The sequence below is a fragment of the Pseudomonas sp. TAA207 genome (assembly GCF_001529285.1).
GTDB lineage: Bacteria > Pseudomonadota > Gammaproteobacteria > Pseudomonadales > Pseudomonadaceae > Aquipseudomonas > Aquipseudomonas weihenstephanensis.
The window spans coordinates 1-26,445 of the sequence record NZ_LLWJ01000060.1; the positions used below are offsets into that span (position 1 = coordinate 1).

The 26,445-nt window shown below is 56.1% G+C and carries 24 protein-coding genes; 10 read left to right on the plus strand and 14 right to left on the minus strand.

Annotated elements, in window-relative coordinates:
* Nucleotides 1–75 precede the first annotated feature (75 nt).
* The 9 genes from msrQ to mrcB all read right to left on the minus strand — a co-directional run bounded on the left by msrQ (nt 76) and on the right by mrcB (nt 9,893).
* Entirely contained in the window at nt 76–690 is a 615-nt protein-coding gene (msrQ, locus tag AP059_RS06980) for a protein-methionine-sulfoxide reductase heme-binding subunit MsrQ (RefSeq protein ID WP_059762520.1), read from the minus strand.
* Nucleotides 690–1,703 carry a protein-methionine-sulfoxide reductase catalytic subunit MsrP gene (gene msrP, locus AP059_RS06985; RefSeq protein WP_059762522.1) on the minus strand — a complete coding sequence of 338 codons (1,014 nt, stop codon included), beginning with the start codon at nt 1,701–1,703 and terminating at the stop codon, nt 690–692. Before msrP ends, msrQ begins: the two co-directional genes overlap by 1 nt.
* 63 nt (nt 1,704–1,766) lie before the next feature.
* Complete coding sequence (gene pssA / locus AP059_RS06990) at nt 1,767–2,624, minus strand: CDP-diacylglycerol--serine O-phosphatidyltransferase (RefSeq protein ID WP_048366038.1); 858 nt, start codon at nt 2,622–2,624, stop codon at nt 1,767–1,769.
* A gap of 143 nt (nt 2,625–2,767) precedes the next feature.
* The gene (ilvC, locus tag AP059_RS06995; protein WP_048366037.1) at nt 2,768–3,784 is read right to left on the minus strand and encodes a ketol-acid reductoisomerase; all 1,017 of its coding nucleotides are present in this window, start codon (nt 3,782–3,784) and stop codon (nt 2,768–2,770) included.
* Nucleotides 3,785–3,832: 48 nt separating this feature from the next.
* Nucleotides 3,833–4,324 carry an acetolactate synthase small subunit gene (gene ilvN / locus AP059_RS07000; protein WP_048366036.1) on the minus strand — a complete coding sequence of 164 codons (492 nt, stop codon included), beginning with the start codon at nt 4,322–4,324 and terminating at the stop codon, nt 3,833–3,835.
* Between the two features lie 2 nt (nt 4,325–4,326).
* Nucleotides 4,327–6,051: an acetolactate synthase 3 large subunit gene (locus AP059_RS07005; RefSeq protein ID WP_048366045.1), complete on the minus strand. Its 1,725-nt coding sequence runs from the start codon at nt 6,049–6,051 to the stop codon at nt 4,327–4,329.
* A gap of 431 nt (nt 6,052–6,482) precedes the next feature.
* Nucleotides 6,483–6,812, minus strand: coding sequence for a YqcC family protein (locus tag AP059_RS07010; RefSeq protein ID WP_059762524.1), 330 nt, complete (start codon nt 6,810–6,812; stop codon nt 6,483–6,485).
* Nucleotides 6,812–7,549, minus strand: coding sequence for a tetratricopeptide repeat protein (locus tag AP059_RS07015; RefSeq protein ID WP_059762526.1), 738 nt, complete (start codon nt 7,547–7,549; stop codon nt 6,812–6,814). Before AP059_RS07015 ends, AP059_RS07010 begins: the two co-directional genes overlap by 1 nt.
* 16 nt (nt 7,550–7,565) lie before the next feature.
* Nucleotides 7,566–9,893 (minus strand): penicillin-binding protein 1B, encoded by a 2,328-nt coding sequence (mrcB, locus tag AP059_RS07020; protein ID WP_048402566.1) that lies wholly within the window; start codon nt 9,891–9,893, stop codon nt 7,566–7,568.
* 116 nt (nt 9,894–10,009) lie between these two features.
* Between mrcB and AP059_RS07025 the strand changes: the two genes are divergently transcribed.
* The 3 genes from AP059_RS07025 (at nt 10,010) to AP059_RS07035 (ending at nt 12,518) form a co-directional block, all read left to right on the plus strand.
* The gene (locus AP059_RS07025; RefSeq protein ID WP_059762670.1) at nt 10,010–11,566 is read left to right on the plus strand and encodes a bifunctional aminoglycoside phosphotransferase/ATP-binding protein; all 1,557 of its coding nucleotides are present in this window, start codon (nt 10,010–10,012) and stop codon (nt 11,564–11,566) included.
* Nucleotides 11,567–11,657: 91 nt separating this feature from the next.
* A complete protein-coding gene (locus tag AP059_RS07030) occupies nt 11,658–11,999 on the plus strand; it encodes a pentapeptide repeat-containing protein (protein ID WP_059762528.1) in 342 nt (113 codons plus the stop codon).
* Nucleotides 12,000–12,245: 246 nt separating this feature from the next.
* The gene (locus AP059_RS07035) at nt 12,246–12,518 is read left to right on the plus strand and encodes a TfoX/Sxy family protein (protein WP_048366031.1); all 273 of its coding nucleotides are present in this window, start codon (nt 12,246–12,248) and stop codon (nt 12,516–12,518) included.
* Nucleotides 12,519–12,745: 227 nt separating this feature from the next.
* Here AP059_RS07035 and AP059_RS07040 read toward each other — a convergent pair whose 3' ends face one another.
* From AP059_RS07040 to AP059_RS07050, 3 genes are read right to left on the minus strand one after another with little or no spacing between them, the layout of a single operon-like run.
* Nucleotides 12,746–13,468: a heme ABC transporter ATP-binding protein gene (locus AP059_RS07040; RefSeq protein WP_441295891.1), complete on the minus strand. Its 723-nt coding sequence runs from the start codon at nt 13,466–13,468 to the stop codon at nt 12,746–12,748.
* A gap of 44 nt (nt 13,469–13,512) precedes the next feature.
* Complete coding sequence (locus AP059_RS07045; RefSeq protein WP_059762532.1) at nt 13,513–14,550, minus strand: FecCD family ABC transporter permease; 1,038 nt, start codon at nt 14,548–14,550, stop codon at nt 13,513–13,515.
* On the minus strand, nt 14,547–15,422 hold the full coding sequence (locus AP059_RS07050; protein ID WP_059762534.1) for a heme/hemin ABC transporter substrate-binding protein: 876 nt from the start codon (nt 15,420–15,422) through the stop codon (nt 14,547–14,549). Before AP059_RS07050 ends, AP059_RS07045 begins: the two co-directional genes overlap by 4 nt.
* A 176-nt stretch (nt 15,423–15,598) precedes the next feature.
* On the opposite strand from AP059_RS07050, the gene AP059_RS07055 reads away from it, so the two are divergent.
* Entirely contained in the window at nt 15,599–15,937 is a 339-nt protein-coding gene (locus tag AP059_RS07055; protein ID WP_059762536.1) for a Rieske (2Fe-2S) protein, read from the plus strand.
* Here the strand turns inward: AP059_RS07055 and sfsA are convergent.
* Complete coding sequence (gene sfsA, locus AP059_RS07060) at nt 15,920–16,627, minus strand: DNA/RNA nuclease SfsA (RefSeq protein WP_059762538.1); 708 nt, start codon at nt 16,625–16,627, stop codon at nt 15,920–15,922. The two genes, AP059_RS07055 and sfsA, sit on opposite strands and share 18 nt — an antisense overlap.
* Entirely contained in the window at nt 16,627–17,799 is a 1,173-nt protein-coding gene (locus tag AP059_RS07065) for a pyridoxal phosphate-dependent aminotransferase (protein WP_059762540.1), read from the minus strand. Before AP059_RS07065 ends, sfsA begins: the two co-directional genes overlap by 1 nt.
* 322 nt (nt 17,800–18,121) lie before the next feature.
* Here AP059_RS07065 and dksA point away from each other — a divergent pair, with 322 nt between their 5' ends.
* The 6 genes from dksA to AP059_RS07095 all read left to right on the plus strand — a co-directional run bounded on the left by dksA (nt 18,122) and on the right by AP059_RS07095 (nt 26,445).
* Nucleotides 18,122–18,562 (plus strand): RNA polymerase-binding protein DksA, encoded by a 441-nt coding sequence (gene dksA / locus AP059_RS07070; protein WP_003439669.1) that lies wholly within the window; start codon nt 18,122–18,124, stop codon nt 18,560–18,562.
* Between the two features lie 208 nt (nt 18,563–18,770).
* Nucleotides 18,771–19,670, plus strand: a complete 900-nt coding sequence (gene gluQRS, locus AP059_RS07075) for a tRNA glutamyl-Q(34) synthetase GluQRS (RefSeq protein ID WP_059762542.1) — start codon at nt 18,771–18,773, stop codon at nt 19,668–19,670.
* A gap of 78 nt (nt 19,671–19,748) precedes the next feature.
* Nucleotides 19,749–19,925, plus strand: a complete 177-nt coding sequence (locus tag AP059_RS22260) for a hypothetical protein (protein ID WP_047277492.1) — start codon at nt 19,749–19,751, stop codon at nt 19,923–19,925.
* Nucleotides 19,909–22,863, plus strand: coding sequence for a sensor histidine kinase (locus tag AP059_RS07085; protein WP_165599919.1), 2,955 nt, complete (start codon nt 19,909–19,911; stop codon nt 22,861–22,863). The genes AP059_RS22260 and AP059_RS07085 overlap by 17 nt, the downstream gene beginning before the upstream one ends.
* 22 nt (nt 22,864–22,885) lie before the next feature.
* Nucleotides 22,886–24,319 carry a sigma-54-dependent transcriptional regulator gene (locus AP059_RS07090; protein ID WP_059762547.1) on the plus strand — a complete coding sequence of 478 codons (1,434 nt, stop codon included), beginning with the start codon at nt 22,886–22,888 and terminating at the stop codon, nt 24,317–24,319.
* Nucleotides 24,320–25,050: 731 nt separating this feature from the next.
* Nucleotides 25,051–26,445: a polynucleotide adenylyltransferase PcnB gene (locus AP059_RS07095; protein WP_048366021.1), complete on the plus strand. Its 1,395-nt coding sequence runs from the start codon at nt 25,051–25,053 to the stop codon at nt 26,443–26,445.

Here is a 26,445-nt window from a genome sequence, read left to right on the forward strand (position 1 = left end):
TTTTCCGTTTCGACTACGCCGGAAGTGGGGCGAATTATAGGGTGTTTTAAATCTGAGTCAAGGGTTAATTTTGACTTAATTAGCGGGCATCGATTTCTTCTTATATAGACGCGCAATACGCCGCACCACAACAGGCACGCGCAGCACAATCAACACAACGCCAATGGCCGCATAGATAGACCACTCCTTGAGATCCGCCCTCACTATCCACAGCATATGCAGTAATCCAAGCCCCAAAACGCCGTAGACAAGGCGATGCAGCTTTTTCCACCGGGCGCCCAAGCGTCGCTGACTGTATCGGTTCGACGTCACAGCCAGCACCAACAACCCCAAGAAACCAAGACTGCCCACAATAATGTAAGGGCGCTTGCGCAACTCAACACCCAACTGCGACCAGTCGAACCCCAGCACAAACGCCAGATACGCAAGCAGATGCAGAACAACGTAAGCAAAGCACCACAAACCGATCTGACGCCGTACGACAATCCACCCCGCCCACCCAGTCACTTTATGCAGAGGCGTCATGCACAGCGTGATCAACAATAAAATCAGCGTCCCCAACCCCTGCCGATCAACTAATACTTTTCCGGGATCAGGCCCCAAGGCCTGACTCCAAGCCTCATACAGCCATAACAGTGGCCAAATAGCTGCTGCTATAAACACAGCAGAACGCCAATACGCGAATCGCATTAATAGTTCTTCCGTAGATCAAGGCCACTGTATAAAGAGGCAACCTCATCGCCATACCCATTGAACATCTGCGTCTCGCGCACATTCGGGCTAAACAGACTGCTAGGCAGACGCCGCTCACGCGCTTGAGTCCAGCGCGGGTGGTCGACTTGCGGGTTCACATTTGCATAGAACCCGTATTCATCTGCCGCAATGCTTTGCCAGGTCGTCTTGGGCTGATCCTCCACCAGGCTGATTCGCACAATGGACTTCACGCTTTTGAAGCCATATTTCCAAGGCACCACAAGCCGTAACGGGGCACCGTTCTGATTAGGCAACTCCCGTCCATACATCCCCACCGCCAAAATAGCCAATGGGTTCATTGCCTCATCAAGTCGCAAGCCCTCGACATAGGGCCAGTCAATCAATGCGAAACCTGAACGCTGCCCCGGCATGACCTTAGGGTCCTGCAATGTTTCAAAACGGATGTATTTAGCTTTTGACGTAGGCTCCACCTGCTTGAGCAACGCCGATAAAGGGAAGCCCATCCAAGGAATCACCATCGACCACGCCTCAACGCAACGCAGGCGATATATCCGCTCCTCCAACTGGTAAGGCTTCATAAAGTCTTCCAGCGCATAGCGCCCCGGCTTACCCACCTCGCCGTCTATAACCACAGTCCACGGCTGAGTCTTCAAAGCACCTGCGTTTTGCGCCGGGTCGCTTTTGTCAGTGCCAAACTCGTAAAAGTTGTTGTAGTGAGTGGCATCTTTAAAAGGCGTGATTGCTTCACCCTTTACGTTAACGGCCTGCCATTGGGTCTGGGGCAATTTTTCGGTGAACCAAGCGGGTGGTTTACCCGGCTCTACATCAGCATAACGAGCAGCCTCTTCAGCCTTTGCCCAGCATGGAAGCGCAGACACAGCCAACCCGGCAAGCGAGCTGCCAAGCAATGAACGACGGGATAAATAGAAGGATTCAGGCGTGATATCCGACTCTTTACTGTCGGACGCTTTTGGGAGCTTGATTAGCATGACAACTCCGTAGCATTGGAGGACTGATGCACCAATAGACTACGGAGTATGGGAGAAATTACATCACTCGGCGTTTTTGTTACGGCGCAGACGCAATAAATATTGAACGGGACCCGACGCTGCATAAGCGAGGAATACCAACAGCAAAATACGCGGCGGATCACTGAACACCACAGCGAACACCAGGACTACAGCCAGAATGGCTACAAACGGTACACGACCTTTCAGGTCCAACTCTTTAAAGCTGTTGTACTTGATATTGCTGACCATCAGCATGCCCGCAGCAGCGACAAGCAAAGCAACCAGGAACGACATTTTCGAGCCCTGAATGCCGTAATCGCTGAAGGCCCATACGATCCCGGCCACCACACCTGCGGCAGCCGGGCTTGCCAGGCCAATAAAGTAACGCTTGTCGGCGGTTCCGACCTGAGTGTTGAAACGCGCCAAACGCAGTGCTGCACCTGCTACATAGATGAAGGCGACCATCCAGCCGACTTTCCCCATGTCACCCAAGGCCCAGCCAAAGGCGAGCAATGCAGGGGCCACGCCAAACGCAACCATGTCAGACAGCGAGTCGTATTCAGCGCCGAAAGCACTTTCGGTATTGGTCATGCGCGCTACACGGCCATCAAGCCCGTCCAGCACCATGGCGACAAAGATCGCAATAGCGGCAAAGGCAAAGTATTTGCTGGCACTCGCCGCATCACCTGCACTCATGGCGCTTTGAGCACTCATCGAGTTGATGATGGAATAGAAACCTGCAAACAGGTTTGCCGTCGTGAAAAGATTTGGTAGCAGATAGATACCACGATGCCGGACTTTACGGCCTTCGGCGTCATGTCCTTCTTCGACATGCTCATCGATAGGCAGCAGGCTATCGGCGTCAGAGGCCTGTTTTGGCTCTTCGGGACGTTCGCTCATGGACATTACCTTGCAACGATATGGAAAGTTTCGATAGAGGCTTGCGACCATCGCGGGTTCGCAAACAATCATGCTTTATACCAGAAGCCACCCCTTAAACGAAAAAACGCGGCCGAGGCCGCGTCTTTCTTTACGTCAAAAACTTAGTTTTTAGCTTTGTCGACGATTTTGTTCGCACCGATCCAAGGCATCATCGAGCGCAATTGCTCGCCGATGATTTCGATGCCGTGAGCTGCGTTGTTACGACGTTTGGCAGTCATCGATGGGTAGCCTGTAGCACCCTCACTGATGAACATCTTCGCGTACTCGCCATCCTGAATGCGCTTGAGCGCATTACGCATTGCCTGGCGGGATTCAGCGTTGATCACCTCCGGCCCCGTCACGTACTCGCCGTACTCTGCGTTGTTGGAGATCGAGTAGTTCATGTTGGCGATACCGCCTTCGTACATGAGGTCAACGATCAACTTCAATTCGTGCAAGCACTCGAAGTAAGCCATTTCTGGCGCGTAACCGGCTTCAACCAGTGTTTCAAAGCCTGCTTTGACCAACTCAACGGTACCGCCGCAGAGAACGGCCTGCTCACCGAACAAGTCAGTTTCAGTTTCGTCCTTGAAGGTGGTTTCGATGATACCGGTGCGGCCGCCGCCCACGCCCGACGCGTAAGACAGAGCAACGTTTTTGGCGTTGCCCGAAGCGTCCTGGTAGATCGCGATCAGGTCAGGAATACCACCGCCTTTCACGAACTCGGAACGCACGGTGTGGCCCGGAGCTTTCGGCGCAATCATGATTACGTCGAGGTCAGCACGCGGCACAACCTGGTTGTAATGGATCGCAAAACCGTGAGAGAAGGCCAGTGTGGCGCCTTTTTTGATGTTCGGCTCGATTTCGTTCTTGTACAGCGACGACTGGAACTCGTCCGGGGTAAGAATCATGACCACGTCAGCAGCAGCAACAGCGCTTGCAACGTCAGTCACTTTCAGGCCGTGAGCCTCAGCTTTAGCGACAGTGGCCGAACCTTTACGCAGACCTACAGTCACGTCAACGCCGGAATCTTTCAAGTTGCAGGCTTGAGCGTGACCCTGGGAGCCGTAACCAATGATGGCTACTTTTTTGCCCTGGATGATCGAAAGGTCGCAGTCTTTGTCGTAATAAACTTTCATGATTTTCCCTTATATCCAGGCCATTCAGGCCATTAGCACTTATTTGTTTTAGAGGCTGAGTACTTTGTCGCCACGGGCTATCCCGGTGACGCCACTGCGAACTGTTTCCAGGATCGAAGCGGTTCCAATCGACTGGATGAAACTGTCGAGCTTGTCACTTGTACCGGTCAATTGAACGGTATAAACACTGGCGCTGACATCAACTATCTGGCCACGAAATATGTCCGTCGTCCGCTTGATCTCCGCACGCTGAGCACCCGTGGCCTTGATTTTGACCAACATCAGCTCACGTTCAATGTGAGCGCTCTCGGACAGGTCGACCAACTTGACCACTTCAATCAGCTTGTTCAGGTTTTTAGTGATCTGCTCGATGACTTCATCGTGCCCCACCGTGGTGAGCGTCAGACGCGACAAGGTCGGGTCTTCAGTCGGCGCCACGGTCAGGCTTTCAATGTTGTAGTTACGTTGCGAAAAAAGCCCTACAACACGAGACAAAGCACCCGGTTCGTTCTCAAGAAGCAAAGAAATAATGTGCCGCATGATTAAGTACGCTCCGTCTTGCTCAGCCACATGTCTCGCATGGACCCATCTTTGATCTGCATCGGGTACACGTGCTCACTGGTATCCACCTGAATATCCAGGAACACCAAGCGATCTTTCATGGCGAAGGCTTCTTCCATCTTCGGCTTCAGGTCTTTCAGGTCGGTGATGCGAATTCCCACATGACCATACGCTTCGGCCAGCTTGACGAAATCAGGCAACGACTCCATGTAGGAATGCGAATGACGACTGCCGTAGTTCATATCCTGCCACTGGCGAACCATCCCCAACACGCCGTTATTCAGGCTGATGATCTTTACGGGCAAGTCGTACTGCAAACAAGTAGACAACTCCTGGATATTCATCTGAATGCTCCCTTCGCCTGTCACACACGCGACATCGGCATCAGGAAAATTCAGCTTCACACCCATCGCTGCCGGGAAACCAAAACCCATCGTTCCCAGACCACCGGAATTGATCCAGCGATTCGGCTTGTTGAAGCGATAGTATTGGGCGGCAAACATCTGGTGCTGCCCGACATCAGAGGTGACATATGCATCGCCCTTGGTCACTTCACAAAGCATTTCGATAACGGCTTGAGGCTTGATCTTGCTGCCGTCGCCCTTTTCATACGGGAACAGACCGCGATCACCACGCCACTCGTCAATCTGCTTCCACCAGGCAGCAACCGCTTCGGCATTAGGCTTTTCGCCAATTTCCTTGAGAATCGCGACCATTTCGGTCATGACACTCTCAACCGGGCCAACGATCGGCACATCCGCCTTGATGGTTTTGGAGATGGATGCCGGGTCGATATCGACATGGATGATCTTGGCATTCGGGCAAAACTTGGAAGGGCCGTTGATGACACGATCATCGAAGCGCGCACCCACTGCCAAAATGACATCTGCGTTATGCATGGTCATGTTGGCCGTAAAGCTGCCATGCATTCCCAACATGCCAATGAACTGACGATCAGTGCCAGGGTAAGCGCCCAATCCCATCAACGTATTGGTCACGGGCACGTTGAGCATTTTCGCCAACTCAGTCAACGGTGCAGAACCGCCGCCCAAGATAACGCCACCGCCTGCGTAAAGAACCGGGCGCTTGGCCGCCAGCAACATTTCTGCGGCCTTACGGATTTGCCCGGAGTGTCCACGAACCGCTGGACTATAAGAGCGCAACTTGGCTTTTTTCGGGAAAACGTATTCGAACTTCTCAGCCGGGTTGGTCATGTCTTTAGGGATATCGACAACCACTGGACCAGGGCGACCGGACTGCGCGAGATAGAACGCCTTTTTCATGACCTCCGGGATCTCCGAAGCATGCTTGATCATAAAGCTGTGCTTCACGATCGGCCGGGAAATACCGATCATGTCGGTTTCCTGAAACGCATCGGTGCCGACCATCGTGCTAGGCACCTGGCCGGAAATGATCACCATCGGAATGGAATCCATATAGGCGGTAGCAATACCGGTAATGGCATTGGTAGCACCCGGCCCGGAAGTCACCAGTACCACACCGGCTTTACCGGTGGCACGGGCATAACCGTCAGCCATATGGGTCGCCGCTTGCTCGTGACGAACCAGGATGTGAGTCACTTCCGGTTCTTTGAACAGTGCGTCGTAGACGTGCAGGAGAGCACCACCAGGGTACCCGTAGATATGTTTGACACCTTCGTCGCGCAAAAAGCGGACCAGCATCTCACCGCCAGATAAAAGCTCCACGTTGTTCACCTCTAAAACGCCAGAATACCGATCGCAAAAAACGAACGGGTCTTAATAGGTTTACTTTTCAGCAGAGCATGAGCGACGGTGGTCGCCGACTACGTCAGCACTGACTGAGCAAGTATTGGGAGCCCTCCAAATATTGCGGAGTTTTCCCACCCAGCGCGAGGTAACGCGTTGCGGGTGTAACAGGTCGGCGCGGGTGTGCGCCTCATGATCTGCTGAGAGGGCCTGCTTCTGGCAGTCCCTCTACAGCGGACTTTCGATTCTTCTCATTCACCCCATCCAAGTCAAGTAAAAATTGCGCTTTTTTCCAACTACGCGCATCTGAACATGAAATAAATGGGCTTGGTGAGGGATAAAACTCGCGTGAATGGCGCAAAGCGATAGAAATATGCGCACGACTGCCGAAAAATCGGGCCGTCAGGCAATTAACGAGCGTCGACGATCAATTGGTCGAATTTTTTCAGCGCGTCACGCAGACCAAGGCTCTCTTGCGGCCGATCGGCATACACCATTTCGGCCATTTCAAGAATTCCCGACGCATTGGGCAGTGGTAGATCGTGCTCAAGAATCTGCTTCATCTTCACCAGAAAAACCCACTGCAACCACTGATGAAAATCCAGCTTATCCACTGAGAACGGCTCGACACTGCTCAATGCTTCGGCGCTGGGAGGTACGTCGTCCCACCAGCCCTGTGTGCGCAACTCACCCTCAATCAACAACAACTGTTCAGCGATATCAAGAAAGCGGGCATCCATCACAGACTTACCTTGGCTTTTTGACGAGCCAATGCAGCGCCAGCGGCATCACCTTGTTTCTCACGCGCTTGGGCAATCAACCCCCACAGACTGGCTTGCAAATCGGGTCGGCCATTGGCGAATGTCAAACCGCGACGTGCAAACTGCTCGGCCTGAGCCGCGTCCCCTTGCGCCATACGAACTTGCGCCAGTCGATAGAGCACCTGCGGCTCACGGGGTGCGACACGTTGCGCACGCTCAAGACTGGATGAGGCACCATTCAAGTCGCCCGTGGCTTGTTGCTGTTGAGCCGTTGTAAGCAGCGCCAGCACCGGGCCATCCAGTTGCTCATCGGCCGCCAGCCCGCCGCTGTTAGACGGGATTCCACTTGGCGTAATCGGTGTCGGGGCGCTGTAGGCCGCCCCCGGCGTGTAACTGCCGGTACTGATTGGCGCCGCTGCAGGGCCGGGCGTAATCGGCCCCGGCGTAAACGGTTCGGTGCTGATCGGGGTCGATACTGCCGCGCCACCGCCCGGAATCATCACGACCACACCCGAGTCCTGAGCAATTGCCTGAGACTGCGCAGCACGTGGCGCAGCTGCTTGCGGGTAATTCCCGGCCGTGCGCTGGGCCGAAATACGTTCGTTATTCGACACCGGCACACCTGAGTCGACCACAGGGATTGAACCCTGCGGCACGCTGGCGCAACCATTGAGCAAAGCCAGGGCTGTTACAGCCGGAAACCACCACTTATTCACGTCAAACCCTCTTTGCTTAATTCAACCAGCCCTTGACCCAATCCATCACAGCGTCACCGGTTGCAGGCGTTTGCGCTGCGCAACTGGCTCCCGCTGGCGGTTCACTGCCGCGAATATACGGCATCTGCACCGCTCCAGGGCAGTTGGCATCAGACCCCTGCCCGGTATGTGGATCAATCCAGGCTTGCACGATGTTATCCGGCTGCGGCATGTCCAGCGGCAATGGATCGGCCTTGTTCATAAAGCTGGTCCATACCTGCAAAGCACCCGTTGCACCCGTGAACGGTGTTTTGCCGTTGTCATCACGCCCCAGCCAAACGACGGCCAACACATCCTGACTGAACCCTGCAAACCAGCTGTCACGCGAATCGTTACTGGTGCCCGTTTTACCCGCCAACGCGAGGCTTTTAGGCAATACGTTATAAACCGAGCGCCCGGTGCCTTCACGCATCACGTGCTGCATGGCGTTTTGAATCAGGTAGATCGAGCCCGGATCAAAGCGCTGCTGGATCTGGAACGGATAGCGCTTGAGCGGTTCGCCTTCGGCCGTCAACACACTACGAATCCCGCGCATCGGCGTATTAAAGCCACCGTTGGCCAAGGTCTGATACATCGTCGCCACTTCCATCGGGCTGAGTGCGCCAGCCCCTAACAACATGGAAGGGAACGCCGGAAACTCGCGCTCCACACCCAGCCGCGCCAGGGTCTTGAGCACATTCGGCACCCCCACTTCCTGACCCAGACGCACAGTGCCCAAGTTGTAGGAGTTCATCATCGACTGATAAAGGAAAACCGTGCCATGGGAGCGGCGGTCATAGTTCTGAGGTTTCCAGACTTGCCCGTCCGCACCTTTAATCGACAATGGTTCGTCTGACAACCAACTGGTCAGTGTGTACTGACTCGGGCGCTCAAGAGCCGTCAAGTACACGGCGGGCTTAATCAATGAGCCAATCGGACGTACCGCATCCAGCGCACGATTGAAGCCCGCGTAACCTGGCACACGACTGCCAATCAAAGCCTGGACTTCACCGGTCTCCGGGTTGGTCACCACCATGGCCGCTTCAACTTCATCAGCACCTTTGCGCCCAGCCAGACGCTTGAAGGTTTCGCCCACGGCAGCTTCGGACTTCATTTGCAGAATCGGGTCAAAGCTGGTGAAAATTCGCAGCCCCTCTTCGGTCAAATCTTCGTCGCGATAATCTTCACGCAACTGACGCTTCACCAAATCAAGAAAACCCGGGAAAGAACTGTCGGCCAAACTGCCGCGTTTGGTCACACCCAAAGGCATTTTCTTGGCCGCTGCCACCTGCTCCGCGGTTGCCACGCCCTGCTGCTCCAGCAAGTCGAGTACCAAATTACGTCGTTCAAGCGCACGTTCCGGATAACGACGCGGGTTATAAGCCGATGGCCCTTTGACCATTCCCACCAATAGCGCCACTTGGTGCAGTTTGAGTTCCGCCAATGGCTGACTGAAGAAGAACTGACTGGCCAGACCAAAACCATGCACCGCACGCTGACCGTCCTGGCCGACAAAAACCTCATTGAGATAAGCCTCAAGGATCTCGCGCTTGTCGTAATGCAGCTCCAGCAGTAACGCCATCATCGCTTCGGTCAGCTTGCGGCTCAGGCTGCGCTCATTGGTCAGGTAGAAGTTTTTGACCAACTGTTGAGTGAGCGTACTGCCGCCCTGGCGCATTTGCCCGGAGGATGAGTTGACCCAAATTGCACGGGCAATCGACTTCGGCGAAACGCCCAAGTGATGGTAAAAATCACGATCTTCAACCGTCACCAGCGTTTCCAGCAGAAACGGCGGCACTTGATCAATGTTGATCAGAATGCGGTCTTCAAGGTTCTTGGGATAAAGCCCGCCAATCAATAAGGGTTCAAGGCGCACCACTGGCAATTTGGAGCCGTTGGACGCCGATAGCTCAGCCACATAATCGCCAGAAAAACGCACACGCACCGGCTGCGCTTTCTCAGCGCCTTCATAAAACTGAAAACCGCGGGTATTGAGGTCAACCGTATTGCCATTCACGGACGCCGCGCCGGGGCCACTGACCGCGTTTTCACGCCGGTAACCCAAAGCATCGAGTTCCGTCAGGAAGTCGTTCTTGCTCAGCTTTTGGCCGACGAACAGCTCTAGAGGCCGGGCGTAAACCTTGGCCGGGATAGTCCAGCGCTTACCGGAGAATTTCTCCTGAACGATAGCGTCGAGGTAAACGGCAAAACCTGCCAGCACAACCAGGCCGACCAGACTGAGCTTAAGCGCCCAGCCCAGCCACGGGCGAAGGCCGCCGCGAGCAGGACGTTTGGAACGGGAACGAGGGGATCGGGTACGAGTCATGGCGGCGGATTATACGCACTTTATTCATGTTCATCATGCGCAGCCCGGCGGTTTGCAGTACCGCTGTCAACAGCCATAATGGCCCATTGAATTTTCCCAGCCTTGAAGGATCAATCGTGAGCCAGAACCTGATCGCCGCGCTACAGAACCCGAACCTATACCCACATGAAGTTGATGGGTTTCAGGTCATCGAAACGCACATTTCCTGGGTGATCCTCACCGGCCCTTACGCCTACAAGCTGAAAAAACCGGTTAATTTTGGCTTTCTCGATTTCACCGACCTTGCCAAACGTCAGTTCTTTTGCAACGAAGAGCTGCGCTTGAACCAGCGTCTGACTGAAGGTTTGTACCTGGACGTTGTGCCGATTACGGGCACAGCTGAAGCCCCCGTATTGGCTGGCGATGGTCCGGTCATCGAATATGCGCTGAAAATGCGCCAATTCCCGCAGAGCCAAATGCTCAGCACATTGCAGGCCAATGGCGAACTGACTGCCGGTCACATCGACGAAATGGCGCAACAAATTGCTCACTTCCATACGCATGCGCCTCACGTGCCACTTGAGCACTATCAAGGCACGCCTGAAGCCGTGATGGAGCCAGTGCGCCAAAACTTCGATCAAATTCGGCCTTTCCTGACAGATAAAGCAGACCTACAGCAACTGGACGCGCTTCAAGCGTGGGCTGAAGCCAGCTTTACCCGCCTCAAGCCTTTGCTGGAGCAGCGCAAAGCCCAAGGCTTCATCCGCGAATGTCACGGTGATATTCACCTGGGTAACGCCACCCTGATTGATGGCAACGTGGTGATCTTCGACTGTATTGAGTTCAACGAACCCTTCCGCTTCACCGATGTTTACGGCGATGTCGGCTTCCTGGCAATGGACCTCGAAGACCGTGGCCTGAAATGTCTGGCGCGCCGTTTTGTCAGCCAATACCTGGAGCTGACAGGCGACTATCAGGGCCTTGAACTGCTCAACTTCTATAAAGCCTATCGTGCCCTGGTGCGCGCCAAAGTCAGTCTGTTCAGCATGCCGGCCGAAGCCAGCCCGGTGCAACGCGCCGCCACGCTGCGCCAGTACCGCAACTACGCCAACCTGGCAGAAAGCTACAGCACTATTCCTTCCCGCTTCCTCGCCATCACACACGGCGTTTCGGCTGTGGGTAAAAGCTCGGTTGCCATGCGTCTGGTTGAGTCTTTGGGTGCGATTCGATTGCGCTCTGATGTCATCCGCAAGCAGTTGTTTGGTGAGCAAAAGACGGAAAATGCTGTAGGCCAAGGGATCTACAATGCCGACGCAAGCGTCAGCACTTACAAAAAGCTGCACGAATTGGCCGAAACCGTGCTGCGTGCGGGTTTCCCGGTGGTCATTGATGCCACCTACCTCAAGCGTGATCAGCGTGACGCTGCTGCCAGCGTGGCCGAGTCCACGGGCGTGCCTTGCTTGATCCTCGACTGCACGGCACCCGATGCAGTGATCGAAGGATGGCTAGCTCATCGCCAGTCCGAAGCAAAGGACCCCTCAGACGCCACCCTTGAGGTGGTACGCGCGCAACAGACAAGCCGCGAGCCACTCGGCGCAGATGAAGCGCTACGCAGCAAGCACGTTGAAACCCACAACAGTAAAAGCCTGGACACATTGATCGCAGATATTCGTCAACGCTTACCCGGCCTTTAATCGCTAAACCAGGCCGCGAAACCGCAAGGGTTTCACGGCCTCGCAATAGTGGCACTATAATGGCGTCATAAATCCAACAGGAGACGCAACCATGAGCCGCCCACGACTGCTTGATTCTGCGCTTTACGCCTTGTTGCACAAGGACGATATCCGCGGATTTAACCAAGAGCGCCCACAAGGCCCTATCGACATGTCCGGTGGAGACTTTCGAGGGCTCGACCTGCGCGAACTGAATGCTCAGGAGGTCGATTTCACGGACGGTTATTTCCGCTCTGCTGATTTGCGCGGACTCGATCTACGCACAACCTGCATTGAAGGCGCCAGCCTGGCCCACGCGCAGATTTCCGGCGCTTACTTCCCGGTTGAACTGACCGCCGATGAGATTCTCATGTCCGTCAACTTCGGCACGCGGTTGCGCTACCGCACAAAGTAGGAAAATACGACATCGAGTCCTACGCTTTTTGCGTCGGCGTGGACTTGCCTGTCGCTGACATTCAGCCGCTCTAACTAAATGCTTCCAGCCCTTCTTTGGTTGTCCTCAACAACCAAAAAACACATTTCAAAATGCCTACTTGTTCCAAAACCGACTAAAGAACTGCGGTTTTCCTACCGAGCGCTACACTCCTGTAAGACTGGCTTAGTCCCGTAAACACTGCGCGTGCCGTCGCAAGGAGGCTTGATGAATGATGAACTCCAGAACTTGAGAAATCTTGGAAAGACGTCGGCGCAATGGCTACACGCTGTAGGTATTCATAGCGCTTCAGATTTGAAACGGCTGGGCGCAGTCGATGCCTATCGCGCCGTCAAAGCGCGTGGGTTTAGAGCATCTAAAGTGCTGCTCTATGCGATTGAGGGCGCTTTGCTGGATGTGCACTGGAATGACATTCCTGTGGATCGCAAAGAAGCCTTGAATAAACAGGTGGACGTTTTGTCGCCCACGCGCAAAGCCTGAGAGTTTTTAGGGCGCGCGAAGAAAGTCGATAAACAGGTGTTGACAGCGTAATGAGAATTGTTATGATTACGCCATCTGGTCGCGAGACCAGCCGATCTTCTGGAAGGCCCTTGGTTCGGACTCTCAGAAAATCTCCTCATCAGGCTAATCACGGTTATTTGACCCGGCTCTTGCCGGGTCTTTTTTTGCCTGTCGAACAGTAACAGCCTTAACGCCGATGCCTTATTTCAGCGCGCAATAATCAACGGGTGCCCTAGCTCAGGGTGCGGCTGAACCAACACATCCAAGCCAAACACAGCTTTGAGTAATTCTGGCTGCAACACGCCTCGCGGACGGCCTAAAGCACGCGGTTGGCCGTCCTCCAACAGCAGCAAACGATCGCAATACCGCGCTGCCAGGTTCAAGTCATGCAAGATGATCAACACCGCCGCGCCGCGGTCGGCAAAGGCGCGGATGGCTTTGAGTGTGGTGTGCTGGTGCAAAGGGTCCAGCATTGACGTGGGTTCATCCAGCAACAAGGTTTGCCCGCCCTGCCCCGGCCACAACTGCGCTAACACACGCGCCAGATGCACCCGCTGACGCTCCCCGCCCGATAACGCCAGGTAACTGCGCCCGGCCAAATGTTCTACGTCAGCGGCCTTCAGAGCCTCATGCACGATTTCGGCATCGTGAACATGTCCCGTCTGGTGGGGCAAACGGCCCATGCCCACCACCTCTTCAACTCGAAACGCGAAGTCCAGCGTCGAAGTTTGCGGCAACACGGCCAGTCGCTGAGCGCGCTGGGGGCCTTTCCACTGATTCAAAGCCTGATGATCAAGCCATACCTGCCCCTGCGTTGGCGCCAGCTCCCCGCACAGAGCAGCCAACAGTGTGCTCTTACCTGCGCCATTAGGCCCCAGCACGCCGAGCACTTCCCCAGGGCGAACCTCAAGCGTGACATCCGACAGCACCATTTTCTGGTTGCGACGAATGTGCAAGTTCTCCGTTCGCAACATCAGTGACGGCCTCGCAGTAATAAATAGAGGAAGAATGGTGCACCCAGAAAAGCCGTCACAATGCCTATCGGCAATTCGGCGGGCGCCAGCGCCAAACGTGCAATCAGGTCCGCGAACAACAATAAGCTGGCGCCCGCCATTACAGACGCAGGCAATAACACGCGGTGATCTGGACCCGCCAGGAGCCGCACCAGATGCGGCACCACCAAACCAATAAAACCGATCATACCGGCCGCTGCCACAGCAGCCCCCACACCCAAAGCCGTACAAAACACCAGTTCACGCTTGAGCCCTTCAACATCAATGCCCAAATGGTTGGCCTCTGACTCACCCAGCAACAGCGCATTCAATGCACTTGCCCGGCGAGGCAACCAGAGCGCAATGCCCGCAGTGACCAGTAGTAACGGCCACAGTCGCGCGTAACTGGCGCCATTCAAACTGCCCAAATTCCAGAAGGTCAGCGTGCGAAGGGTCGCGTCATCCGCCAGATAGGTGAAAAGCCCCACCGCGGAACCGGCCAAGGCAGTCAAGGCGATGCCGGCAAGCAACATAACCGCGACATTCGTCTGGCCATTACGCCGCCCAAGACGGTAAACCAGCGCCGTGACGCCCAACCCGCCGAGAAACGCGCTTAACGACAACACATAAGGCCCGAGGACATCAGGCAAACCGCCAAAGGCTGAGCCGCCAACAATGGCGATAGCCGCACCCAGCGCGGCGCCACTGGACACGCCCACCAAACCTGGATCGGCCAAAGGGTTTCGAAACAAGCCCTGCATGGCAACGCCCGAGAGTGCCAGCACACCGCCCACCGCCAAACCCAATAAGGTACGCGGCACACGGATCTGCCCAAGTATCAGCTCCGCCTGCTCCAGGCCTTCGCCCTGGATCGGCATACCGAGCAAGCGCAATGCTGCGCGCAAAGTGTCAAAGAGCGGCAGGCTCACTGGCCCCAGTGCCAACGACAGCCAGGTCGCCAGTAGGCACAACATGCCCAACCCTATAAACAAAGGACGGGGCTTTACCAGCGTCCTCATGGAGCAACCGAGGCCGCAGGGTAAAACTCAACCGTAAGCTGTTTGAGACGGTCCGGCAAACGTGGCCCCAGCCCCCCCACCAGCAGCGTCGGATCAACTTCATAAATGCGCCCGGTTTTAGCCGCGCGAATCGATGCCAAAACCGGGTTTTCTTTCAAGAGCGCTGCGCGCGCGGCGTCCCCACTCAAACTGCGGTCAGCAAACACCAGCACCTCGGGATTGAGCCCCGCCAATGCCTCAACTGAAAAAGGTTTGTAACCGGTGTGGGTCGCAAGGTTATGACCTCCGGCTTGCGTCAACAGCCAGTCGGCTGCGGTGTCCTTCCCGGCAATCATGGGTTTTCCGCCTGCATGCCCCAGCAACAGCAAAACACCCGGGGCCTTGTACTTGGCCTGTAGTTGCTTGACTTGAGCTTGTTGTTGCTCCATCTGTTGCTGATAGCTCTCAAACACCTGCATTGCGTGAGGCTCGTCACCCAACAGACGGCCCAAACGCGCAAGGTTAGACTGCAAAGCACTCAGCCCAGGCTGTGCCGAGAACATCTCAACGGACACCCCGGCACCACGAATCTGCGACAACGTTCCAGGCTCCCCCATCTCTTCGGTGCCAATCAATACATCCGGCCTAAGGCTCAAAATACCCTCCGCCGAGAGCTGACGTTGATAACCGATGCTGGGCAGCGATTTAAGTGATGCAGGATGTTGGCTAGTGGTATCGACCCCAACCAATTTAGACTCCGCACCCAATGTGCTCACCCACTCCGAGAGTGCGCCACCGGCACTGACCCAGCGTTGTGGCAGTTCGGCAGCTGAGCCGAGGTGACTGATCAAAAGGCCTGCACAGAGCGTAATCAGGCGGATACTCAAGCGCATACAGAGGCGTTCCTTGAAAAGAGAACTCAGCGGGATACGTGAAAATCCCGCACCGTTGAAACAACACATCGAAGTACAGCGGGCCATTTGATAATTGTTTGCATTTGCACGTCAACCATTTAACTCGCTCTAACCTGTGCCCTCAACGCTAGCATCAGGTGCTATTAAGGATTGCAATGAAGTTGTTATGTCACTCACACGAATTGAGCGAGGGTTGCAGCCGCAGCGTCGACACGCCTGAGCTGGACTTGTTTGTCGTCCGTCGCGAAGGGCAGGTCTACGCCTATAAAAATCGCTGTCCACACCGCCACGTCAGGTTGGAATGGCAGCCCGATCAGTTCCTTGATGAAAGTGCCAGCCTGATTAAATGCGCGACGCACGCGGCCTTATTTTTGATTGAGTCTGGCGAATGCGTTGCCGGGCCTTGCGCCGGGCAATTTCTGACAGCCATTGACTGTCGTGAAGACAGCCAAGGCATATGGATGAGCGATGACGCGTCAGAGGATGACTGCTAAGCGGCGGTCTACCACAACCGTTTCAGGAGTAAGGCTCACGCCGTAAGCCAGCACTTGCACGCCAGCAGCGACCGCTTCGCGTAATGCGGCCGCGTAACCGGGGTCAATTTCTTGCGCCGGCCGCACCGCATCGACCCCCGTAAGATTGACGCAATACAGTTGCACGGCTCGCACGCCTTCACGCGCCAAACTCGCAAGTTCACGTAAGTGTTTGGCACCCCGTTGTGTGACCGCATCCGGAAAGGCAGCGATACGCGAGTCCTCAAACCCCAAGGTCACACTTTTGACTTCAACAAACGCAAAACCGTCGGGGTACTCCAGGCGAAAATCAATCCGGCTGTTTTCCTGCCCGTATGCCACTTCACGTTTGAGCGCGGTGAAACCCTTGAGCTCGCTAATCTGATCGGCCAGTAACGCCTCTTCAATCAAGCGATTGGCGCGCCCGGTGTTCACACACGCCAACCGCCCTTGTGGCGTCTCGCTGATTTCCCACGTGCCCGGCAGCTTGCGCTTTGGGTCATTGGAGCGACTGAACCAGACCTGCCCACCCTCGACCATGCAATTAAGCATGGAGCCGGTGTTCGGGCAGTGGATGGTCATCAACTCACCGTCGGCAGTTTCGATGTCGGCCAAGAAACGCTTGTAGCGCTTGATCAAACGCCCTTCTTCCAACGCTGGAGAAAAAAGCATCAGGCTTTCCAGCTCTGTAAGCCACGCGCAATGCGCTCAACCGCTTGCTGTAGGCGTGGCAGGCTTTGGGTGTAGGCAAAGCGCACATGATGCCCCGCCTGGAAACGGCCAAAATCAAGGCCCGGCGTGAAGGCTACGTGCTCCGTTTCTAGGAAATGTCGGCAAAACACGAAGGCATCGCCCCCAAATGCGCTGATGTCGGCATACAGGTAAAACGCGCCTTCGGGCTCTACTGCGATTCCGAACCCTAGCTCACGCAATGCGGGCAGCAAGAAGTCACGACGACGGCCGAACTCGGCGCGTCGCTCCTCCAAAATGGCCAGCGTCTGCGGCTCAAAGCAGGCCAACGCGGCGTATTGCGCCATGCTTGGCGCGCTGATGTAGAGGTTTTGTGCCAGCTTTTCGAGATCTGCCACGGCTTGCGGTGGCGCCACCAACCATCCCAGGCGCCAGCCGGTCATACCGAAATACTTGGAAAAACTGTTAAGTACAAAAGCGCTGTCATCAACCTCCAGCACACTCGGTGCGTCACACCCGTAGGTCAGGCCGTGATAGATCTCATCGACCACCAAATGCCCGTTACGCGCCTTTACCGCAGCTGACAACGACGTCAACTCTTCACGACTCAACAGGGTGCCAGTGGGGTTGGCAGGCGATGCGACCAAGGCACCCACGCTGTCTTGATCCCAATAACGCTCAACGTGGTCGGCGGTCAGTTGATAGCGCACCTCCGGACCGACGGGCACCAATTGCGCAGCGCCTTCAACCAGACGCAGGAAATGTCTGTTACAGGGGTAGCCAGGATCAGCAAGTAGCCAGTGCTTTCCCGGATCTACCAGTAGGCTGCTGGCTAAAAGCAGTGCGCCTGATCCACCTGGAGTAATCAGAATTCGCTCCGGGTCAATATCCAGCCCGTAGCGTTGTTGATAAAACCCCGAGATGGCTTGGCGCAGCTCTGGCAGGCCGCGGGCCGCGGTGTAGCGGGTTTTACCCGCCGCCAACGCCGCTTGCCCTGCCGCAATGATGGGCTCGGCGGTGGTGAAGTCAGGCTCACCGATCTCCAGGTGAATTACATCGTGCCCCGCCGCTTGCAACTCATTGGCTCGGGCCAATAATGCCATCACGTGGAACGGTTCGATTGCGCGGCTTCGCGCACTGTAAGACTGAGCCATGAGCCTGCCTTCCTGGGTAAGCAAAAGCCCGATTCTACCCAAGGCCGTGCTCAAGGGAGAGCTAAATACAGTCTTAACACCAGCGCGAGTAGAACCAAACGGCGCAAGCCCCGGTCACAGCTCGACTAAAATTAATATTCAGCCATTAATCTCAAGCACCACAGGCGTTGTACACAATCATCGGCCACAGGCCAGACAACAGGGAGTAGCGCGGCCCGATTTGATCTGGTAAGTTCGCCCGCTTGCAGCCGCAGGGCCGGCAGGTGTCGGTGATGTTGCAATCCTGCGCAATGGATTAGAAGAATGAGAGGCGGTCCATTTCATGCCCACACAAGCAAAGCAACAGAATAGTCAACTTAGCGGCTTCGAACCCTACGTTGAAAAGAAGGGTGAAGAGTACATGGGCGAGCCCATGCGCAAGCACTTCACCAAGATTCTGCAAAAGTGGAAACAGGACTTGATGCAGGAAGTCGACCGCACCGTTGATCATATGAAAGACGAAGCGGCAAACTTTCCTGACCCGGCCGACCGCGCTAGCCAGGAAGAAGAATTCAGCCTGGAACTGCGTGCCCGCGATCGCGAGCGCAAGCTGATCAAGAAAATCGACAAGACGCTGCAATTGATCGAAGACGAAGAATACGGCTGGTGCGAGTCCTGTGGCGTTGAGATCGGTATTCGCCGACTCGAAGCACGCCCGACTGCTGACATGTGCGTAGACTGCAAAACCTTGGCTGAAATCAAGGAAAAACAAGTCGGCAAATAACCGCTGGCTTGACCAAATGGGGCGTGCGAACGCCCCATTTTTGTTTTTGCGATATGACCGCGTACCGTGGCAACAGCCAAAGGTTGGGTACGATGACGCTGTCGTCGTAACGTCAGGCTCTGCGCTACGGCAGACCACTCTTGCACGCTGGGTCCACCATCGCTTCGCACTCTGACGCAGCCTTCGGCAGTTGCTACGGAATTATGCAATGACCGCTCCTTGCTCAAACCCCTCTTACATCGGGCGCTTCGCCCCAACCCCCAGTGGCCATTTGCACTTTGGCTCACTGGTCGCTGCCCTCGCCTCTTATCTTGACGCCCGCTCAGTGGGTGGCCGCTGGTTGCTGCGCATGGAAGACCTAGATCCCCCGCGTGAAATGCCCGGCGCCCAAACCGCCATTCTGCAGGCCCTTGAGCGCTATGGCTTTGAATGGGATGGGACGTTGATACGCCAAAGCGAACGTCACGAGGCTTACGCCCAGGTTGTGGATAAATTGTTCAGCCAAGGCCTGGCCTATGCCTGCACCTGCTCGCGTAAACAACTCGAGGGCTACAACGGTATCTATCCCGGCTTTTGCCGGAACGCCGGCCACCCGATGGAAAACGCAGCCATCCGCTTGCGGGTGCCTGAACTGCACTACGCCTTCACCGATCGCGTGCAAGGCAGGTATGGCCAACATGTAGGACGCGAGGTCGGCGACTTCATCATTCGCCGCCGCGACGGGCTGTATGCCTACCAGTTAGCGGTGGTACTCGATGATGGCACCCAAGGTGTTACCGATATCGTGCGCGGCGCCGACTTGCTGGACTCAACACCGCGCCAGCTTTACCTGCAAGAGCTGCTGGGATTGTCACAACCGCGCTACCTGCACGTGCCGCTGATCGTGCAACCCGACGGCCACAAACTGGGCAAGTCCTACCGCTCGCCCCCCCTGACGCCCGAGCAAGCCACGCCGCTGCTGTTACGTGCCCTGCGCGCGCTGGGCCAGCCCACTGACGACAGCCTTGCGCACGCAAGCCCGCGTGAGGTTCTTGAGTGGGGCGTAGCGCACTGGGACGCCGGGCTGATCCCGCGCGCGCTCACCTTGCAAGAAGCGCAATTACGCTGACACCTCTTGCAGGTTGCCAGCCATCCGTTACCATCGCCGCACGTTTTTGGGCATGCGGCCCGTAAAAGTGAGGCCAGGATGTATATCTATCGATTGGTCCTGTTGCTGGTGGTCGGGATCTACCTGTTTTCCCCTGCCATCATGGATTGGTGGATCAATGCGACAGGTGCCTGGTATCGGCCCTACCTGCTCTGGCTGATTCTGATCGTGGTGACCTTTATTCTTCAGAGCCAAAAAGATGCCGATGAGCTTTAGCCTGACCCAGATGGTGCTCGTCAGCGCCGCGTACCTGCTGGTGCTGTTCGGTGTGGCCTGGATCAGCGAGCGCGGGATGATCCCGCGCGCCATTATTCGTCACCCGCTGACCTACACCCTGTCACTGGGTGTCTATGCCAGTGCCTGGGCGTTTTATGGCACGGTGGGGCTGGCTTACGAATACGGTTACGGATTCCTCTCCAGTTACCTCGGCGTTTCAGGGGCTTTTCTTCTAGCGCCTGTACTGCTTTACCCCATTCTGAAAATCACTCGCACGTACCAACTGTCCTCACTCGCCGACTTGTTTGCTTTCCGCTTTCGCAGCACATGGGCCGGCGCGCTCACCACCATCTTTATGCTGATTGGCGTGCTACCGCTGTTAGCCCTGCAAATCCAGGCCGTGGCAGACTCCATCAGCATCCTCACCCGCGAACCCGTGCAACACCGTGTCGCACTCAGCTTCTGCGCCATGATCACGCTGTTCACTATTTTCTTCGGTTCCCGGCACATCGCGACGCGCGAGAAACACGAAGGGCTGGTCTTCGCCATCGCGTTTGAGTCCGTCATCAAACTGCTCGCCATCGGCGGGGTGGGCCTCTATGCGCTATACGGCGTATTTGATGGCCCGCAACAACTTGAGGTGTGGCTGCAACAAAATCAGACCGCACTGGCCTCTTTGCATACCCCTCTGCAAGAAGGCCCGTGGCGCACTCTGCTGTTGGTGTTTTTTGCCTCGGCCATTGTGATGCCGCACATGTATCACATGACCTTCACCGAAAACCTCAACCCCAGGGCGCTGGTCAGCGCCAGCTGGGGCCTGCCGTTGTTCCTGCTGCTGATGAGCCTCGCAGTGCCGCTCATTTTGTGGGCCGGACTAAAGCTGGGCGCGACCACCAACCCCGAATATTTCACCCTGGGCATTGGCATTGCTGCCAACAGTAAATCGCTGGCCTTGCTGGCTTATATCGGCGGCTTATCCGCTTCCAGCGGGCTGATTATTGTGACCACGCTGGCTCTCTCGGGCATGGCCTTGAATCACTTGGTGCTGCCGCTTTATCAGCCACCGGCTGAAGGCAACATCTACCGCTGGCTGAAATGGACGCGCCGCGCCCTGATCGTCGCCATCATCATGGCCGGCTATGGCTTTTACTTGTTGCTGGGCGCCGAACAAGACCTGGCCAACCTTGGCATCGTCGCGTTTGTCGCCACCCTGCAATTTCTGCCGGGCGTACTCTCTGTCTTGTACTGGCCAACCGCCAACCGTCGCGGCTTTATCGCCGGACTGCTCGCAGGTATCGCGGTCTGGATGATCAGCATGCTGCTTCCGCTGATTGGCAACTTTCAGGGCTTCTACATTCCGTGGCTGGACATGATCTACGTGCTGGACGACACCAGTTGGCACATGGCTGCCATTGCGTCACTGGCCGCCAACGTACTGATGTTCACCTTGATTTCGTTGTTCACCAACGCCAGCCCAGAAGAAGCCAGCGCCGCTGAAGCCTGTGCGGTAGATAACGTGCGCCGCCCGCAGCGACGTGAACTGCATGCCGCCTCGCCGCAAGAGTTCGCCACCCAACTGGCCAAGCCATTGGGAGCCAAGGCCGCGCAAAAAGAAGTCGAGCAAGCGTTGCGCGACCTTTATCTACCCTTCGACGAACGCCGCCCGTATGCCTTGCGCCGCTTGCGCGACCGTATCGAAGCCAACCTCTCCGGGTTGATGGGGCCCAGCGTCGCTCAGGATATGGTCGAAACCTTCTTGCCCTACAAGTCAGGCGGCGAAAACTACGTCACCGAAGACATACACTTCATTGAAAGTCGGCTAGAGGACTACCACTCACGCTTGACCGGTCTGGCGGCCGAACTCGACGCCTTACGTCGTTACCATCGCCAAACACTGCAAGAGTTGCCGATGGGCGTGTGCTCGCTGGCCAAGGACCAAGAGATCCTGATGTGGAACAAAGCCATGGAAGAGCTGACCGGCATCCCGGCTCAGCGCGTGGTGGGTTCGCGCCTTAATACGCTGGGTGATCCCTGGCGCCAGCTGTTGCAAGGTTTTATTGAGCTGCCCGATGAGCACTTGCACAAACAACACCTGGCCCTGGACGGTCAAACCCGCTGGCTAAACCTGCACAAGGCCGCCATCGACGAACCGTTGGCGCCCGGCAACAGTGGCTTGGTACTGCTCGTCGAAGACCTCACTGAAACCCAAATGCTCGAAGACAAACTCGTGCATTCGGAGCGACTGGCAAGCATCGGCCGTCTGGCGGCAGGGGTTGCCCATGAAATCGGCAACCCTGTCACCGGGATCGCCTGCCTGGCGCAGAATCTGCGTGAAGAGCGCGAAGATGACAGCGAGCTGACCGAAATCAGCGGCCAGATCCTTGAGCAAACCAAACGTATCTCACGCATTGTGCAGTCCTTGATGAGTTTCGCTCACGCGGGCAGCCATCAGCACACGGACGAGCCCGTTTGTCTGGCAGAGGTGGCTCAGGATGCCATCGGTCTACTGGCCTTGAACCGGCGCAATTTTGAAGTGCAGTTTTATAACTTGTGCGATCCCGACCACTGGGTCGAAGGTGATCCGCAGCGCCTGGCGCAAGTGCTGATCAACTTGCTGTCCAACGCCCGCGACGCCTGCCCTGCCGGCAGCGCCGTACGGGTCAAAAGCGAAGCCAGCGAACACACCGTCGACCTGATCGTAGAGGACGAGGGCACGGGCATCCCGAAGAACATCATGGACCGCCTGTTCGAACCGTTCTTCACCACCAAAGACCCTGGGGAAGGCACCGGTCTGGGCCTTGCACTGGTCTATTCCATCGTTGAAGAGCATTATGGACAAATCACCATCGACAGCCCGGCTGACATTCAAAGCCAGCGCGGAACCCGTATCCGGGTGACACTACCGCGCCATGTCGAAGCGACGTCCGCTGTGAACTGAGACCGTCGAGAGAACTGAATCAATGCCGCATATTTTGATCGTCGAAGACGAAACAATCATCCGCTCCGCGTTGCGCCGTTTGTTGGAGCGTAATCAGTACCAGGTCAGCGAAGCAGGCTCGGTGCAGGAAGCTCAAGAGCGTTTCAGCATTCCCTCGTTCGACCTGATTGTCAGCGATCTGCGCTTGCCAGGGGCACCTGGCACCGAGTTGATCAAGCTGGGCGAAGGCAAACCGGTGCTGATCATGACCAGCTATGCCAGCCTGCGCTCAGCGGTTGACTCGATGAAAATGGGCGCCGTCGACTACATCGCCAAACCGTTTGATCACGATGAGATGCTGCAAGCCGTCGCACGTATTTTGCGTGATCGCCAAAACGCTCAAAGCCAGCCTGCCGAGCGCCCAGCCAAAGCGTCGGGCGCCGATAAAAGCGCGAGCGATAACTGTAATGGCGAAATCGGCATCATCGGTTCATGCCCGCCTATGCAGGATCTGTACAGCAAGATCCGCAAAGTGGCGCCCACCGACTCCAATGTCCTGATCCAGGGTGAGTCCGGTACCGGTAAAGAACTGGTAGCCCGCGCGCTGCATAACCTCTCCAAGCGCGCCAAAGCGCCGATGATCTCGGTTAACTGTGCGGCGATTCCTGAGTCGTTGATTGAATCTGAGTTGTTCGGCCACGAAAAAGGGGCCTTCACCGGCGCCAGCGCAGGCCGTGCAGGCTTGGTTGAAGCGGCCGATGGCGGCACTTTGTTCCTTGATGAAATCGGTGAGCTGCCACTGGAAGCACAAGCCCGTCTGCTGCGGGTGTTACAAGAGGGCGAAATTCGCCGTGTGGGTTCGGTGCAATCGCAAAAGGTCGATGTGCGCCTGATCGCAGCCACCCACCGAGACCTCAAGAGCCTGGCCAAAATTGGCCAGTTCCGTGAAGACTTGTACTACCGCCTGCACGTCATTGCCCTCAAGTTGCCGGCATTGCGTGAACGTGGCGCGGACGTAAACGAAATCGCCCATGCCTTCCTCGCCCGTCAAAGTGCCCGAGTGGGGCGCACCGACTTGAAGTTTGCTCCCGATGCCGAACAAGCCATTCGACATTACACGTGGCCAGGCAACGTACGAGAACTAGAAAACGCCGTAGAGCGTGCTGTGATTCTGTGCGAAAGCCCGGAAATTTCAGCCGAACTGCTGGGCATCGACATCGAGTTGAGCGATCTGCAAGACGACGACTTTATCGGCCTGGGCCCACAACAGGGCATCAGTAGCGGTAACACCAGCCATGACCCGACTGAAGACCTGTCGCTGGAAGACTACTTCCAGCACTTTGTGCTTGAGCATCAGGACCACATGACGGAGACCGAACTGGCGCGAAAACTGGGCGTGAGTCGTAAATGCTTGTGGGAACGGCGCCAGCGCCTGGGTATTCCACGCAGAAAAACCGGTGTCACCAGCGAAGGGTAACGTGACAGGTAACACGGCCGACGGTGAAAAAACTGTTACCGCACGCTAAACACGTAACAAAAGCCGGGTCTTACGGTAACGAAGGCCCGGCTTTTTTTTGCGCTAAAAAACATGAAAACCCAGAAAGACCCTTATTTTGCTGGGCCGGACAAAAGTTGGCACGACCCCTGCTATATGTATTCGTACAAGAACAATAAGAATCACAGCAACACACAATAAAAATAAGACGTATCGGCTCACGCATAACAAGAACAACACGGCGGAGGCGCAGCTAACTGATTCTTTTGGAGAGGTGTTGTCATTGGGGCTTGCCCCACGACTAGGCAGAGAACAACAAAAACTGCACTTAAAGCAGAGCCTGAACTAGTTGGATCACTGATCACATCAACACAGCGACCAAAGCAATCCGTTTGCTCTTATCTCCCGATTGGGAGGGTTACACAGGTAAAACTTGGGTAACCAGGGCAATTAACAAAAACAAAAAGCCCGCAACCAATAATAAAAATAGAGCACGCAACTAATTCTGGGGGAGCTTCGGCTCCCCTTGTGGTTCCTGACATTCAGAAAAATTTACAGCCCGTCTGGCCCGGTACTCTCGTAACGACCAAGGCCACTAGAGGCAATCGACAGGCTACGCGTCCTACACCATCCCCTGACTAAATGCTAGAATCCCCGCCCATCATGCGGTCATTCTTCGTTTTGGCCGAACATTCCTTCAAACAGTGCATCCCATGCTGAAGAAGCTGTTCCAGTCATTCCGTTCTCCCAAGCGTCGTACGCAACAACTGCGCAGCACCCCTGAAGTGCTCAACAGCAGCCAACATTCGCTGCAACGTGCCCAGTTCAGCCGCTACGCGGTCAACATTGTCGAACGCCTGCAAAACGCCGGTTACCAGGCTTATCTGGTCGGCGGTTGCGTACGCGACATGCTGCTCAACATCACACCCAAAGACTTTGACGTGGCCACCAGCGCTACGCCAGAACAAGTGCGTGCCGAATTTCGCAATGCGCGAATCATCGGTCGTCGCTTCAAGTTGGTGCACATCCACTTTGGGCGCGAAATCATCGAGGTGGCGACCTTCCGTGCCAATCATCCGCAAAACGACGAAGAGGAAGACAGCAACCAGTCCTCGCGTAACGAAAGCGGGCGTATTTTGCGCGACAACGTCTACGGCACCCTCGAAGAAGACGCCCAACGTCGCGACTTCACGATCAATGCCCTGTATTACGACCCGGTCAGCGAGCGCATTCTCGATTACGCCAATGGTGTACACGACATCCGCAATCGCCTGCTGCGCCTCATTGGCGATCCGCAACAGCGTTACCAGGAAGACCCGGTGCGCATGCTGCGGGCGGTACGGTTTGCCGCCAAGCTGAACTTCGGGATTGAAAAACACACCGCCGCGCCGATCCGCGAGCTGGCCCCCATGCTGCGCGAAATCCCGTCGGCTCGCCTGTTCGAAGAAGTGCTCAAGCTCTTCCTCTCCGGTAACGCCTGCGACACCTTCGAGATGCTGGTCGACCTTGAGTTGTTCGATCCCTTGTTCCCGGCCAGTGCCGAAGCTTTGGAGCACAACCCGACCTACACCCACACCTTGATCAGCGAAGCGTTGCGCAACACAGATCTGCGAATCAAGCAGGGTAAACCGGTGACCCCGGCGTTCCTGTTTGCAGCCCTGTTGTGGCCTGCTCTGCCCGCCCGTATTTTGCGCCTGCAAGACCAAGGCATGCCGCCTATTCCTGCCATGCAAGAAGCCGCGCACGAACTGATCGCCGAACAGTGCCAGCGCATTGCAATTCCCAAGCGCTTCACAATGCCGATTCGCGAAATTTGGGACATGCAAGAGCGTCTGCCGCGTCGCAGCGGCAAACGTGCCGACATGCTGCTCGACAATCCGCGCTTCCGTGCCGGTTACGACTTTTTGCTGTTGCGTGAAAGCGCTGGCGAGCAGACCAACGGCCTGGGCGAATGGTGGACCGACTATCAGGATGCCAACGACAGTGGCCGCCGCGACATGATTCGCGACCTGAGCAACGCCAAGGACGATGGCACCGGCCCTGCACCGCGTAAACGCCGCCGTACAGGCGCTAACAAGCGCAAACGCAGCGCTGGCGCCGACGAGTAA